This window comes from Imperialibacter roseus (assembly GCF_032999765.1).
In the GTDB taxonomy this organism is placed as follows: domain Bacteria; phylum Bacteroidota; class Bacteroidia; order Cytophagales; family Cyclobacteriaceae; genus Imperialibacter; species Imperialibacter roseus.
The window spans coordinates 539,823-555,216 of sequence record NZ_CP136051.1; the positions used below are offsets into that span (position 1 = coordinate 539,823).

The following is a 15,394-nucleotide window of genomic DNA, read 5'->3' on the forward strand; positions in this document are numbered from 1 at the left end:
CATGCCCTAGAGCATAGGTGGCGTACCCTGCGTCCGACTTGGCTTTGTTTTGCGACACAGACATGAAATGCCGATCTGTTGAATGTCTCCAGAAAGTGAAAAAGGAGAATTAGCGTTCGGATTCCCGATTACTATGAAGACTATTTGGGAGGCATCACTTCGTTTGGTTTTGACATTATTTCCCGTACAACGGCCGCATGAATTTCTATGCCATTGTGCACACTACCATCCTTCATTGCAAATTGATCCTCCTCATTTCCAACATAACCAAAGAGCACAATTTTGTTCTGCAGAGAAGCGCTGTCAAAATTACCAAGGAGCAGGTCTTTGTAGTCAATTATCGTGATGCTGTCCATTTGCAGTGTCGGCATGATCTCAAATAATTCATCTGGCTTATTCTGATATTTGTCTTTCACACCATATGCCTTTGCAGCCAGTTCGTAGCTAAACGAGTTGAATATTTTATCCCCAAGTTTCATTTGAGCGACATAGGATTTGTCAATGGTTCTAAGTGCAGCAGGGATATTTCCGGTTGCTTGATTTTCAACAATTAAATTGGCAAAGCCGTAGCTGTAGGAATTGGCCTGAAATTTTGGATGCGGGTATATCAACTCATCAAATTCATTGGTTTGTTGATTATAACCCTCTGGTTTGAAAATATGGACTACCTGACGGGCATTTTTTAGCTCCCTCACAATAATGGAATCCTTGGCGAGGCTGTCTTTTAGTAGAAAGATGTCGAGGCCAATTACCTTTGGACTAAACTTATTGACTACAGCCAACTGTTGGCCAAGACTGACTCTGTCGGTCTTGCCTATGTTGATGATGGTGACCACGTCTTTCTGAATTGGAGAGCTCTTCGGCACGCTACAGCTCAGCAGTGTGAGGCTTAGAAGAATGACATACCTATTCATAGATTGATCGCTGGTTCAAAGTCTGACCTCACTCTACTTTATAAAACCTGTAGTTGTTGTTCCAAAGCAAGACCACCGGGCCATTCTCACTGGCTGAAAAGACAATCTGGTCTCCTTTTTCCAGGTCGATGAATTTCATAGCCTCCGTCGGTGTCAGACTGAATGATGTGTTTTGGTCAGGGTCAATTACAGTCAGCTGACCATTCGTCAGCCTTACTTCAATATAATAGCTGCCGGATCCCGGCACCTGCTCTGAATACTGATACTTTCCGACAAATTCCTGTAGTTTTTCCGAAGAAAGTTTGATGGTTTCAATGGTTCTTACGTTCGAAAGTCCCCAGTCGTAGTAGTCAGAGGCCGAATTGATGATTTCGCCAATCAGCCGGCCACCGTTGTCGGCATTCGTCATTATGATAATGGCTTCTCCCTTATGGGCAAAGGCTACCATATTGTTTGTGAAGCCTGCATTTTTGCCGCCATGTTGAAAAATCAGGTCTTCGCTATCGTTTTTCAGTGATGGCCCCAGTCCCCAGTCATTTTTGCCTTTGGTGAGCATGCGGGTCACCATTTCCTGCGATAAGATGCCATCCTTTTTGCCAGCCACTATGGATTGAATTTCGATGCAATATTTGGCCAGGTCGGATGGGGTGGTCCAGAGGCCGGCAGCTGCCTGTTCAGGATAGTTGTGCCAAAGCCCGTCAATGAGGGTGCCATTGCTATCATAGGCGGCACTGGCTTCAGCAGCACGATCGGCAGGTAGTGGCTGCGTATAAGTGCTGTGTTCCATACCCAGAGGTTCCAAAACACTTTGCTTCAGGTAAATGTCGAGTGGCAAGTCGGTTACATCTTCAACTACCTTTTCCATGATCGTATAGCCACCGCCTGAATACCTCCAAAGGGTGCCGGGAGTTGTATCTACGTAGATGGCGGGTGTGTTGCCTCTGCCATTCAATACCGTTTCAATGCCCGGAAATATCATGGAGGGGTGATAACCAGGGAAACCGTGAACAGTGGTGCCAGCCGTATGAGTCAGCAGCCGACGGAGTGTTACTTTTTCAGTTTGAGTAAATTCGCTGTCAGGGACTTTCCAGCTTGTCAAATACGTATTTACATCGGCATCCAGCTCAACTTTCCCCTCCTCAGCAAGCTTTAACGCAGCCAGAGCGGCAATAGGCTTGCTGATGGATCCTGCCTGAAAGAGTGTGTTCACATCAACCAGGCTACCGGTTTGAGCGTTGGCGGTTCCGTAGCCTTTGGCCCAGCTAACCTTTCCGTCTTTTACTACGGCAATGCTTACTCCAGGCACGTTATAGTGGGCCATTCTCTCAGCAAGCGTGTAGATCTTCTTTGGTTCACCTTTGATTTGCAAGCCAGCCACCAGGCTGTTTTCGATAACCTGGGCGGCGTCTCCATTGCCTACCTGGGTTGGGGTGGAACAGGAGTAAAAGATGGAAAAACAAATGAGCGCAGGAAATGTCAGAAGTTTCATGAAGTAAGTTAGGTGGGTTTGTGTTAAGGGTAAAGTTGTTTAATAGTAAGCAAGATAGCAGAATGTACCGAAAGGAGGTCAATTTGCGGAACATCAAAAAAAGCCACCCCACCGGATGGCTTTTAAGTTGCTCGAATGCTCTTCTTTGGGTACTATTCGTATCTCAGTGTTTTTGAAGGATCCAAAACAGCCACTTTGTATACCTGATAGCCTACCGTGAGCAAGGCAATCGCCAGCACAATGAACAGCGACAAGCCAAGAAACAGCCACGGGAAGCTGATCCGGTAAGCATAGCCGTCCAGCCAATCATTCATTCCAAAGTAAATAAGTGGCGCTCCCACAAGGAAAGCCATAATTATCAGGCTTAAGAAGTCTTTGTAGAAAATACCAATAATGTGTCCCACCGATGCGCCCAGCACTTTTCGAACGCCCACTTCCTTGGTGCGCTGAATCGCCATGAAAGAGGAGAGGCCAAAAAGGCCAAGCGTGGCCACTATGAGAGCGAGTACTGAGAACGCACCGAAAACGGAGCCAAACCTTTTGTCTTCCTGGTACAATCCGTCAAACCTTTCATCCAGAAAAGCATACTTCAGAGGTGCACTGGGAAAAAACTGGTCCCAGGTGGCAGCCAGCGCATCGAGACCCTCCTGATACTTGCCTGCTTCCAGCTTTACCATCACCTGTGGTGGTGCATCATTGTAGAAATAAACGGTTGGTTCAACAGCATTTTTGAGAGAGCTGCGGTTCACGTCCTCAACGATTCCCACGATGTTCCATTTTGGGTTTTCGGGGTTTTTGCCGAACTGAATCTTTTCATTGACTATCGTTTCATTTACCTCCAGGCCAAACCGCTTGATAAAGGATTCGTTTACCAGCACGGTTGCCGTGTCGATACCCCTGGTTCTGTCGAAGTTGCGGCCAAAAAGGAGATTGATGTCAAGCAGATCGATTACTTCATCGTTAACATACAGAATGTAAGTGGTGGCTTCCAGTAAGTCGGTTTTGCCGACGATTTTGATCCCTCCGCTGCTTGAATTCACGTCGGAGCTGCCACCGCCCGGCAGATTGGAGATCATGGCCACGCCCTTTATTTCAGGGTGGTTTTTTAGCTCCTCAGCAAACAAAGTACGTTTCTGGGTTTGAGCTGCAAAATCTTCGTTGTTGGATCTGGGGCCTCTGAACCCAACTATCTGATCAATTGACATGCCGATGTCCTTTGACCGCATGAAACTGACCTGCTGATAGACGATAAAGGTGCAGGCAATTAGCGACAGAGAGGCGGCAAACTGAAGCACCACGAGCCCTTTTCTGAGCCAAATCCCTTGCCTGGAGTTTCTGAATTTGCCTTTCAGCACCATCACGGGCCTGAACCCGGAGAGCACCAGGGCAGGGTACACACCAGACACCAGTGTGCCAACAAAAGCAAAGAGACCTACATTATTGAGAAATCCTTCATCATTCCAGGCATGATCGAGTATTTCTTTGCTGATCAGGTTGTTGAACGATGGCAAGGCAAGCTCTGCCAGCCCAAGGGCAAGTAAAGCCCCCAGCACATTGATCATAAAAGCCTCTGTCATGAATTGAAAAACGAGCTGATTCCGACGGGCGCCCACTACCTTTCTGATGCCCACTTCTTTCGCTCTGTCAAAAGACCTGGCCGTGGAGAGGTTCACGTAATTGACCCACGCAATGACCAGGATAAAAATGGAAATAAGGTTGAGGAAGCTGACTGCCCGGGCGCTGCCGTGTATCTCTGGTTCAAAGGTTAAATCGGAATAAAGGTGAATGTCAATCACGGGCTGAAGATTGAATACGAGGGTGTTGTCTTCTCCCATGTATTTCTTTGACAGGGCAGGCAGCATTGGCCTGATATTGTCGATATTGGCCTCTTTGTCGAGTTTTACATAGGTATAGTAGTTATAACCGTTCCAAGCCTCTTCATCAAGCCGCTCTTTGATGGTGCTGATGGCCATAAGGATATCAAATTTGTAATGAGTGTTCTGACCGGGGTCAGCAATCACACCAGCGACCTTAAAATCTTTCTCAAAATCTTGCAGGTAGATGGTTTTGCCAACAGGATCTTGACTCTCAAAATAAAACCTGGCCTTCGATTCCGATAACACAAGGCTGTTCGGTTCACTTAAGAGAGAGGCAGTATTGCCGCTGAGCACTTCGTAAGTGAACAAATTCAGGAAATGTTCATCGACGGCTATTACACGTTCCTCGGTTACGAAGCTTTCTCCTTTTCTGAAGATCAACCCCCCAAATTGGTAGGTGGTGGTGGCGTCGATAATTTCCGGCACCTCTTCCACCAGCGCTTTGCCAGAGGGGGCGAATGACATGGCATCCCTGGTGCCCAGCACGCTGTCTACCACCTGATCGGTTGTCAGGCGATACAATTGGTCAGAATCGGCAAAGTGCCGGTCATAGCTTTCTTCAAACTTTACATACTGCTGAATCAGCAGGAAGGCCGCCAGCCCAACTGCCAGCCCCATTACATTGATAAAGGTGAAGGCCTTCTGTTTGAGCAGGCTCCTTACACCTATTTTGAAATAATTTTTTAACATACCTGTGTCCTTTATAATTGAGTTTTTGAAAAATGTTCGCATCAATGAAGGCCGAAAAAGTACAATCACTTGCAGCATGTACTTCCAATCGGCCACCAACGGCGAAGCTGCCCTGTTGCGCAGGTATAGCTCCTCCAGGTCACCACTGATGTCGGGGTAAAAATCGGGGTGGAGGTACCACCTGAGCAGCCGGTTCGCCAGCCGTTTGATCATGCGAATTTGAAATCCAATGCAACAGGGGGAATGTCATTGTACAGCGCCAGCCGCACATCCTTTGAGTGATCCAGCGCCTTTTTTCCATAAGCCGTGATAGTGAAAAAGCGCTTGGGCTTTCCGCCCCTTTCGGTATTGGGTTCGCCTTCTCTGGAGTGGAGGTAGCCTTTGCCTTCCATCCTGCGCAGGGCAGACTGCAGAGCCCCAACACTCACTTTTCGCTTCAGTCGGCTCTCGATTTCATCTTTTAATGCTACCCCATAGGCTTCAGGGTACAAAACACCAACGGTCAGGAGTACAATCTCCTCGAACTCGCCTAGTTGAAATTCTTTCATATGTCAATCTTCTTATTTAATAGCTACTTTGGTTTCCTTCAGCCCTTTCGACTCGAAATAGGCAAGTAATTCGGCGGCGTCTTCCTTGCCTTTTTGGGCGTGATGCAGAAAAGTGAAACCATGTGGTCCGAGTGTATGGACCATCTGAGGATAGGCTTCAATAATAGGCTTGATCAATTCAGTCTTGCCAAGCATAGTAAGCGCATGCAGGGTGGGTCTTGCTCCGGCATCGATGAGGAAATTGACCATTTCCTTGTAGCCGACATGGCCACCGGCTCCGATGGCTGTTTCGAAGTCGCCATTGCCCCAGTCGTGGCTGCTGTAAATCAGGTTGGGAAACTCAGCCAACAGCTCTTTTACCTTGCCAAGGTTGCTATGGCCGGCACCAACAAACTGTTGCACGATGTCTTTTTGGTAAGGGGCGGGTTTGTCCTCCTGGCCAAGGATGGTATTTGGTGCGATCAGTAAAGCCGATGCACTTAAGCCAAAGCCTTTCATGAATTGTGATCTGTTCATAATAAGTCCTTTTTAGTGAGTTTTTGTTTGCTAACCGGCTGCGATGAGGATTCCCTTTTCACATTCCGGCCGCCCTACACACAAGCAATGTCTTATTTGTAGTATTGGTAAAGGTAGTGATAATCAATCAATATCCTAATTGTAGTATTGATGATTGTCGGCTTAAAGAAGATAATATGAGGTCCACCAATTTTGTGAGTCTGTGGTGGTTGCTGGTAACTGAATATTAGATTTTACCGCCTTCAAGCATTTGTATGGCTTTTTCAACTCTTCTGGCTCTTGTTTCCTCTGTTTTCGCATCTTCAATTGGAAGCACCAGCAGTTTTTTCTTGCTGTTTGAGAGTCCTTCGAATTTGCTGTTAAGGGCAGGCTGAGCGTCCAGTGCTTTCTGAAGATCTTCCGGTACTTCCACCGTTCTGGGAGCCGTATCTACTTCCAGCGTTACTTTCACTTTGTCGCCACCAGCGAGGCCGGAGGCTGCTCTGTGGGCAGCACTGAAACTAATCATGAATTTTCCGCCCATGGTGGCAATGGCGCTTCGGTAGGTATAGTCGTTTACTGTGACCACCACGAGGGGTTTTTTGCCCGCACCAAGCGCTTCAACAATTTCTGCTGGCACAGGAATGCCTGTGTTATTACCCGTTTGAAGAATGGTCGTTTGAAAGGTCTGCTTCGATCCGCTCATCTGTTTTCATTTTTGGTTGAATCAAAGTTGGTAAATCTGCTCAAAGCCGAAAGTGGCATTGCCGACATAAAAGGAGGTGAAATGCGACACGAGGTAACTTTTCCAACCACGGCTTTTTTCACCTCGGAGGCATCAGATTCTGTTGAGCGCCTGGGTGAGATCGGCGAGCAGGTCGTCGAGGTTTTCGATGCCGACCGAATAGCGGATAAGGCTTTCAGGAATGCCTAACTGTGCACGTTGGGCTGTGGTCAGCTCCACATGACTGGTGGTGCGGGGCGGGCCGGCCAGCGTGCTTACTGAGCCTAGGCTGGCAGCCAGGTGCACCAGCTTGAGGCCGTGCAGGAATGTTTTTACACTTTCGTAATCGCCTTTCAGCGCAAAACTCATCATCCCTCCAAAGCCCGACATTTGCGATTTCGCAATAGCATGGCCTGAATGGCTTTCCAGGCCCGGATAAAACACATCGTCGATTTTTGGATGGGCTTTCAGGAAGGTGGCGATCTTCATAGCCGAAGCGTTTTGCCGCTCAATGCGCAGCTCCAGGGTTTTCATACCCCGCGCAATGAGGTAGGCGGGATCGGCCTGCAGACTAGCGCCGTTGATTTCCCGGAACTGGTACACTTTGCGAATCAAATCTGCTTTACCAGCCAGCAGTCCCCCCATGGCATCAGAATGTCCGCAGAGGTATTTGGTGGCACTGTGCACTACCAGGTCAGCACCCAGGCTCAGTGGTGTTTGATTGATGGGAGTGGCAAACGTGTTGTCGACGACAACGACTGCCCCGACTTTCTTAGCCGCAGCTGCCAGCCGTTTGATGTCCACTACTTTAAGCGTGGGGTTGGTGGGCGTTTCGAGGTAAACGAGGTCACAGCCTTTGGCAATTTCAGCTTCCAGCGCTTCATGATTTGTGGTATCACATAGTGCGACATCCACTTTGTAAGAGGGTAGGAAGTCGAGAAAAATGCGGCTTGTGCCGCCGTAGATGTCTTTCAGTGAAACGACTCTTTTTCCTGCCGTAAGAAAGGCAAACAATGTATTGCTGATGGCTCCCATGCCGGTGGCGAAGGATATGGCTGCTTCGGCTCCTTCCAGGGCGGTAATTTTCTCTTCGAGCACCCGCACGGTTGGGTTGGTGTTGCGGCTATAAATGTGGCCTTCCTGCTTGCCGATGGCCACGTCGTACCAGTCGTCGAGATTTTCGTAGGCATAGGTAACGCTATTGACAATCGGTGGTGTGGTGGCGCCATATGGGAATCTTTCAGTTTCGCCGCCCCACACGGCGAGCGTGCCTTTTTTAAGTTGGGTCATAAATGGTAGGTTTATCGATCTCTTTGGACATCCCACCAGGTGATGGCCGGATGGTCAACCTAAAATACGGCATTGTCAATCATGCTTCTACCAATTTTACACCAAATGTTGTGCATGCAGTGCCTCTGTTTTTTTTTGTGCCGCTGCTTTTGACATGGCGGATGGAGCCGATGTCCCGAGCCAGACCGGAGTCACCCTTACATCGTCATCCCAACGCAGGACGGGAAAAACAATAGCTCATCTGCCGAATCCAACCCTGAGCTTGCCGCCCAACCAGGCACTTGGCCAGCCAAGAATAACCAATGCAACCGGATACCAATGAGGCGGCTCACTCCACATGGCCGCTGCGCCAAGAATACCCAACACAGTGCCAATGGTAGCGAGAATAATAGCGTGCCTCATTGGATTAATATGGGCTACTCTGGCAGTGACGTAACCGCCGACAAACACATAAAAAGTGCGGTAGAAAGTGACGAAGAGTTTGAACCAAAGTGGATTTAAATCGAATGGTAACAGCATAAGCCCCGATTTCTCAAGAACAACATCGGTGATATGAGACAACGCAAAGATGACAACCAGTCCAAGCAGAACGGCCCCTGCGCTTTTAAAGAAGTTCATAGTAGTAGGTTTAGGTTGGTGAAAGTTAATTTTTCATTTTACTCATGTCCATGTAGAGCACATTCCAGCGGTGCCCATCCAGATCAATAAAAAGACTGCCATACATCCAGCCGCTCATTGCGGACGGCTTGTGCGAGCTTTTCCCGCCCGCATCAATCGCTTTCTGAGTCAAAGTATCTACTTCCTCTTTGCTTTCGGTATCTATGGAGAGTAGCACCTCGCAGCCTTTGCTTGTGTCGGCAATTTCAGCATTTGCAAAACCCTTAAAGGCAGGCTCTTCAAACAGCATCACCACCACATTTTTCTCTCCGACCAAGAGAGCCGCAGAGGTTTCAGTGTCTCCAGGCCCGGTGCTGAACTGAAAACCAAGCTTGGTAAAAAAGGCTTTTGACTTCTTTACATCTTTCACAGGCAGGTTGAGCCAAAGTTGCTTTGTCATATCGGTATTGGGTTGGGTTTTCGATAGTCAAATATCAGTTTTTTTGACAATGACACTACGGTATGAATGCGACAAACACAAGGGGAGTCTGCGACTTGCCGCATTCATGAAAAGAGATTTTTAGACAAGTGTTTTGATTAGCTCGTCCAGATTGTCGTGCGCCATGGCGAAGCCCTCCTGGAAGCCCATGTTCACCATGGCTTCAAGCTCTTCCACCGAGTTGTATGATGTGACTACATTTACTTTAGTGCCGGTGCCCGTCGGAGAAAAGCTGACCTCCCAGTACGCTCCCGGAAAGTCTTTATTGATTTTACCATCCTCATCGCAAAAGGAATCTTTGGCCGAATAGCTGATCGGAATTTTGATCTTCCCATAGTCAAGCCTCGCCCAGGCTACTTCTCCTTCAGGCCCCACCATGCAGTAGTGCCAGTAGCCACCTTCTTTAAAGTTCATCGATTTTGTTTTGGCTTTCCATGGGCTTGGGGCCCACCATTGGTCGAGGTAGGTGCTTTCCGTCCAGGTTTTCCAAACCAGTGCTACGGGCGCATCAAAATGCCTTTCAACTAATATTCTCTTATTAGTTAAATCTTTGGTGAAAACTGTCTTATTCATCTTTGTCTTCTTTTAATTGATTAAGCAAATTATCGAGTTGGTTAAATCTATTTTCCCACATTTTGCGGAAGGGCTCCAGCCAATCGGCCACTGCGCTCAGCTTTTCAGGCTGTACCTGGCAGTAGCGCTCCCGTCCTTTCTGATCGATAACAATGAGCCCGCACTCGGTCAGTATTTTGATATGCTGAGATATTGCTGGTCGGCTAACGTCAAAGTTTTCGGCGATGCTATTGAGGTTGAGAGACTTGTGGGTGAGCAGGTTCAAGATGTCTCTTCTTGTTGGGTCGGCTATGGCTTGAAATACGTCTCGTCTTATTTCCATTCTGCATTATGTAAGTATTTACTTACAAATATATACGTAAGGATATGCTTACGCAAATAATTTTTATTTTTCTTTTTTGTTAAGGAATGATTGTGACCTCAGGGGTGTTTAGAATTACTGTAATTAACTGATTGTTAATGAAATAATTATTAAATAGCTTTTGGGAAGGCATCGCAATTGTGTCAGAATCTCAATGCATGAACTATTTGCTGAAACAATGATCCTTTCATTATCGAATTAGAAAATAGCTGTTTGGTGCTATCTTGCGTTATTATCTTATACCCCTCCAATCTAATTAGAATATTTTCCCACATTGCCACCCTGCACATGAGGGTATGATTGGAATGTATGCCAGAAAGAAAAGGAAATAAATTCATTAAGATCATTGCCGGAATTGTGTTGAGCATATTGATGCTTTTCATTATTGTCGTTTTGATCATCCGAAGTCCCTGGGGCCAGGATATCATTGTGAGCAAGGCAGTTGGTTTTGTAGAGGAGAAGACGGGGGCAAAAGTGGGTATCAGGAGACTCTTTGTCACTTTCTCGGGCAATGCTTTCCTCGAAGGGCTTTATGTAGAAGACCAGCGGAGCGACACACTGGTTTATTCGGAGAGCCTGGAGATATCGGTAGCGCTGATTCCGCTAATTAAAGGAGATGGTCTCAACCTGAAAATGCTGGAATGGTCAGGGCTTACTGCCAGGGTAAACAGAAAAGAGCCCAGTGGAGTCTACAATTTCGATTTTCTGATAGCTGCATTTGCAGCTGAGCCCGACTTGACTCAGGCAGCTACTGAACCACCTAAAGAAGAAGCTCCTTTCACCATCGAGATTGGATCTATCGCTTTCAATGATTTTGATATTACTTATGATGACGAAGTTGGCGGTATGCTGGCTTTGTTGAAAATAGGTACTCTTGAGCTCGAAATGGACGACTTCGACCTCGATCAGATGAAGTTTCACGTCGAATCTTTTGCGCTCGATCAGTCAGCAGTTACCTACAAACAATATCAAACAGCCAGTTCGCCGGAAGATACCACAGCCGCCGCATCGTCACTTCCGCTTCTTATAGTTGATGAAATAGCGCTTGAAGACGTTAGTTTCCTTTATGAATCAGCTCCTGATTCCCTGCTGCTTTTGGTTGATGTAGGGTACTTGTTGGCTGAGATACCGGTGTTGAATCTGGAAGAAAATATTGTTGAAGTAGCATCATTCACTTTTAACAATTCTGAAATTGCCTACACGTCTGGTCGACACTTGCAGCCAGCGGCCTCACAGCCCGACAGTACTGTAAGTGAGCCCTCCCTGATCACCTTCGAATGGCCCGACTGGCAGGTAGCCGTGGAATCAATCACACTTGAAAATAACCAGGTAACCTACCAGGCAGACACCATTCGGCCGAAGGAAGGTATATTCAACCCAAATGCCATGGCTATTACCGACCTTTCCTTCGAAGCGTCGGACGTTACTCTTCATCCGGGATTGGCCCACATTCAAGTCGGCGGTTTCACTTTCCGGGAGTCTAGTGATTTTCAGCTCGACCAGCTGGCGTTTGACTTGAAAGTGGGCGATGAAAATTTGTCGCTGTCAGACCTGGAGTTGTCAACTGGCAAGAGCAATATGAAGGCAGACCTAAAGCTGAGTTACCCATCTATCGCTGGCGCCCTGAATGAGCCGGAGCGAGCGGTGGCAGACGTCGACATCAGCGAGCTGCAGGTCGATGTGAGCGATGCCTTTGTTTTTGCGCCAGAATTAAAAGACAACGAATACCTTTTAACATTGAGTAAAAAAATCATCAATGGCAGGGTTCGAGTCGCTGGCGGGCTCGATGATTTCAGTGTGGAAGACGCTTTCATTGCCTGGGGTGAAGGCACGTCGCTAAGGTGGAGCGGCGGGCTGAAGCACGCCCTGCAGCCCGAGTACTTGCGGGTTGAAGCCATGCCGCTGCTGATCAAATCGCAAAAATCCGACATCCTTCGCTTCATAGACGAAGAAGCACTTGGTATTGCCCTCCCTGAAACAATCACTTTGCGGGCGGAAGCGAAAGGTGACAAAGATGGATCGACTTTGCTTGCTACTTTGACTATTCCTGAGGGCGAAGTAAATATCGACGGGAAATTTACCAACAAGGAGCAACTGGCTTTCAGCGCTCACATTGATGTCAACCAGCTTCAACTCAATAAGCTATTGAAAAATGAGCAGTTGGGCACTCTTACTTTCGAGGCAACTGCTTCCGGCTCGGGGGCAGATTTGTCCACACTCAACGCCTCGCTTCAATCTGACTTTAAAACGCTTGAGTTTAACCATTACGATTTCTCGGGGCTAACGCTGGTAGGAGACATGCAAAACGGCCAGGGTGACGTTACGCTATCTTTCAAAGATGAAAACCTGGATGTTTCCCTGAAAACACTACTGGAGCTAGACTCCACTTCCTCCACCATTGGGTTGACGCTGGATTTGAAAGGGGCAGACTTTAGGGCGCTGGGCGTAACAAGCAAGGACCTCAGGGCAAGGTTCAAGCTGCAGGCTGATTTTGAAGGCAACACCGACTTTTTTACTGTTAAGGCCGATATCAAAGATGGGTTGGCAGTCTATGAAGGAGAGTCGTTTCCGCTGGGTAGCTTCAAGGCGGGTGCCTCAATTCAAGAAGACACAACTACACTTAACATTTCCAGTCGTTCGCTCAATCTGGATCTTAGATCAAATACACCTCCGGCTTCTCTGGCAACAGCCCTCACCCGGCAGTTCACCCGGTATTTCCCTGACTCCGTCGCTACTGACACCGTGCTGCAGGCAGCTTCCATGAAGTTGAGCCTGACGGTGCGTGAATCTCCTTTTCTAAACGAAGTGATGCTCGATGGACTGGAGCGACTGGATTCCGTTACCCTGAAGGTGGAATTTGATGAGGCTCTTCAAACTGTCGCTGCAAGATTAAGAGCACCTTTTGTGCAGTACAATGGCAATACGATCGATAGTCTCCGAATGGATGTGCGGGGAGCCAGAGACAGCTTGACTTTTGAGTTTGGCTGGGCTGGTGTAAATGCAGGGCCGCTCGCTGTTGAGAAAACGACTTTTGCCGGCGTGCTGCAAGACCGCTTGCTCCTGCTTGACTTCACCTCACTTAACGAAGATGCGACCCTGGCTTATATTCAGTCTGAAATTCGAATGGAAAAAGGTGCTATCACCTATCATCTCGTGCCTGCTGGGCTTATCCTCGACAAAGAACCCTGGAAAATTCCTGAAACCAATCAAATCCGCTATTCTGACAAACTCATGGTATTTGAGGATTTCACTTTCAGTAAAGGGAATCAGTCGCTGACGGTTAGTTCATCACTGCCAGACACTCAGGAAGAACATATTGGAATTTTGTTTCAGGAGTTCAGCCTTGCTACCCTACTTAGTGCCCTAAATCCTGACCAGCAGCTGGCGACCGGCGTTTTGGCCGGAAAGCTGATCATTGAAAATCCATTCCGGGACGCTGGCATTTTAGCCAACCTCAATATTGATCAGCTGGAGGTGATGAAAGTTGCATTTGGTAAGATGGTTGTCAATGCGAAATCAGTTGGTAGAGGAAGCTACGATTTTAACCTGGCACTTAGTGGTGAGAATGCCGACCTCGACCTGACAGGCGATTATACGGCAGCCGAAGAAGGAGCCAATATTGACCTCGATCTGAACCTCAATAGTGTCGATATGAAAGCAGTTGAGGGCTTTGCCTCTGAGGCGGTTTCTGATGCCAGCGGAAAGATTTCTGGCAAAGTCAAAATTACTGGCACTACTGCTTCGCCGGAATATACCGGCAAGCTCAACTTTGCAGCCGCCAGTCTCAAAGTTAATTCACTGAATACCCAGTTTACCTTGCCAAACGAGGTGCTGACTGTCGATAACGCAGGTTTGTATATGGACAACTTTACAATCGTTGATAAGGACAAAAATGCCTTTCGACTGGACGGCAAAGTGCTCACTGAAAGCCTGACCAACCCTACTTTCGACTTTACAGTGAAGGCAGAGAATTTCCAACCGGTGAATGCGTCAGAAAATGACAATGAACTCTTTTATGGCAAAGTGAAAATGGATGCAGACCTCGCTGTTAGCGGAGATCTGAAAGTGCCGGTTGTGAAAGGGAAGCTGGCGATCAAAGAAGGCACGGATTTCACATTTGTGGTACCTGAATCTCAGGTGGACATCATGGAACGAGAAGGGGTGTTACTTTTTGTGAACAAAGAAAATCCGGACGATATTCTCACCAGGGGAGACGACAAAACTGCGGCTGGCCAGTTGGTCGGCTACGATGTAAACACCAATTTGTCTGTAGAGAAGAATGCCGTTTTTAAGATTATCATAGATGAGAAAACGGGCGACAACTTCCAGGTGTCCGGTACCGGCGATCTGATCGTGGGCCTTGAGCCAAACGGCAGAACCACGCTGTCTGGCACCTACTCCATTAATAGCGGGCATTACGAGACCAACCTCTACAACCTGGTAAAAAAACGATTTGAAATCTCTCCACAGAGTACCATCACCTGGCGGGGAGATCCCTTTGATGCTTTGCTCAATGTGAGGGCTATCTATAAGGTAGAAACCTCGGCGGCTCCTCTGATGGCTATTCGAACATCAGGAGAAAGCACCAATCTGGCCAGTAAATACCAGCAAAAGCTTCCTTTCCTGGTCTATCTGAATGTGGATGGGCAGTTGCTGCAACCAGAGCTGTCTTTTGCGCTGGATATGCCTGAAGATGAGCAGGGAGCCATTGGCGGTGATGTATATGGCAGGCTGCAGCAGTTGAACAGTCAGGAAAGTGAGTTGAACAAGCAGGTATTCTCTCTGCTGGTGCTCAACCGGTTTTTCCCCGGATCTGGCAGCGATGGCAGTGGCGGTGGTGCTGTGTCTGTAGCCAGAGGCAACGTAAACAAAGTACTGTCGGGTCAGCTGAATAATTTTTCTGATAAACTGGTCGGCAAAACTGGCCTTGATCTCAATTTTGGACTCGATAGCTACACCGACTACCAGGGGGAGAGCCCGCAGGATCGTACGCAACTCGATATTAATGCACAAAAGAAGCTGTTCAATGATCGACTGATTGTGCAGGTGGGCAGCGCTGTCAATATTGAGGGTAGCAGCCAGGCCACGGAGGGAACCACGCCCGTTATCGGTAATATAAGTCTCGAGTACCTGCTGTCTGAAAGCGGCCAATACAGGTTGAAAGGCTTTAGAAAAAACGAATTTGAAAGTGTAATCGATGGACAGCTGATAGTCACTGGTATTGCATTTTTGTACAACAAGGAGTTTAATAAGTTCAGAGAGCTTTGGCAGAAAATGGCAAAGGACGAGGGTTTGGAAAAGGAGATTGAAGAGGAACAAGCTGAAAAGAAGTAAGAA

Annotated in this window: 12 protein-coding genes; 1 reads left to right on the forward strand and 11 read right to left on the reverse strand. The window is 47.7% G+C overall.

What is annotated here, in order from left to right; genetic code table 11:
• Positions 1-140: 140 nt before the first annotated feature.
• The 11 genes from RT717_RS02315 to RT717_RS02365 all read right to left on the reverse strand — a co-directional run bounded on the left by RT717_RS02315 (position 141) and on the right by RT717_RS02365 (position 10,018).
• Positions 141-914 carry a CHASE2 domain-containing protein gene (locus RT717_RS02315; RefSeq protein WP_317490133.1) on the reverse strand — a complete coding sequence of 258 codons (774 nt, stop codon included), beginning with the start codon at positions 912-914 and terminating at the stop codon, positions 141-143.
• Between the two features lie 28 nt (positions 915-942).
• Complete coding sequence (locus tag RT717_RS02320) at positions 943-2,403, reverse strand: serine hydrolase domain-containing protein (protein WP_317490134.1); 1,461 nt, start codon at positions 2,401-2,403, stop codon at positions 943-945.
• A gap of 152 nt (positions 2,404-2,555) precedes the next feature.
• Positions 2,556-5,183 carry an ABC transporter permease gene (locus RT717_RS02325; RefSeq protein ID WP_317490135.1) on the reverse strand — a complete coding sequence of 876 codons (2,628 nt, stop codon included), beginning with the start codon at positions 5,181-5,183 and terminating at the stop codon, positions 2,556-2,558.
• Complete coding sequence (locus RT717_RS02330) at positions 5,180-5,518, reverse strand: PadR family transcriptional regulator (RefSeq protein ID WP_317490136.1); 339 nt, start codon at positions 5,516-5,518, stop codon at positions 5,180-5,182. Before RT717_RS02330 ends, RT717_RS02325 begins: the two co-directional genes overlap by 4 nt.
• 12 nt (positions 5,519-5,530) lie before the next feature.
• Positions 5,531-6,034, reverse strand: coding sequence for a hypothetical protein (locus RT717_RS02335; RefSeq protein ID WP_317490137.1), 504 nt, complete (start codon positions 6,032-6,034; stop codon positions 5,531-5,533).
• Positions 6,035-6,260: 226 nt separating this feature from the next.
• Entirely contained in the window at positions 6,261-6,719 is a 459-nt protein-coding gene (locus RT717_RS02340; RefSeq protein ID WP_317490138.1) for a YdeI/OmpD-associated family protein, read from the reverse strand.
• A 132-nt stretch (positions 6,720-6,851) separates the two neighbouring features.
• Entirely contained in the window at positions 6,852-8,027 is a 1,176-nt protein-coding gene (locus RT717_RS02345; protein ID WP_317490139.1) for a cystathionine gamma-synthase family protein, read from the reverse strand.
• 237 nt (positions 8,028-8,264) lie between these two features.
• Complete coding sequence (locus RT717_RS02350) at positions 8,265-8,645, reverse strand: hypothetical protein (RefSeq protein ID WP_317490140.1); 381 nt, start codon at positions 8,643-8,645, stop codon at positions 8,265-8,267.
• 25 nt (positions 8,646-8,670) lie between these two features.
• A complete protein-coding gene (locus RT717_RS02355; RefSeq protein WP_317490141.1) occupies positions 8,671-9,084 on the reverse strand; it encodes a VOC family protein in 414 nt (137 codons plus the stop codon).
• A 120-nt stretch (positions 9,085-9,204) separates the two neighbouring features.
• Positions 9,205-9,696, reverse strand: coding sequence for an SRPBCC family protein (locus RT717_RS02360; RefSeq protein WP_317490142.1), 492 nt, complete (start codon positions 9,694-9,696; stop codon positions 9,205-9,207).
• Positions 9,689-10,018 (reverse strand): ArsR/SmtB family transcription factor, encoded by a 330-nt coding sequence (locus tag RT717_RS02365; RefSeq protein WP_317490143.1) that lies wholly within the window; start codon positions 10,016-10,018, stop codon positions 9,689-9,691. The genes RT717_RS02360 and RT717_RS02365 overlap by 8 nt, the downstream gene beginning before the upstream one ends.
• Before the next feature lie 348 nt (positions 10,019-10,366).
• Between RT717_RS02365 and RT717_RS02370 the strand changes: the two genes are divergently transcribed.
• Positions 10,367-15,391 (forward strand): translocation/assembly module TamB domain-containing protein, encoded by a 5,025-nt coding sequence (locus tag RT717_RS02370; RefSeq protein WP_317490144.1) that lies wholly within the window; start codon positions 10,367-10,369, stop codon positions 15,389-15,391.
• Positions 15,392-15,394: the final 3 nt, after the last annotated feature.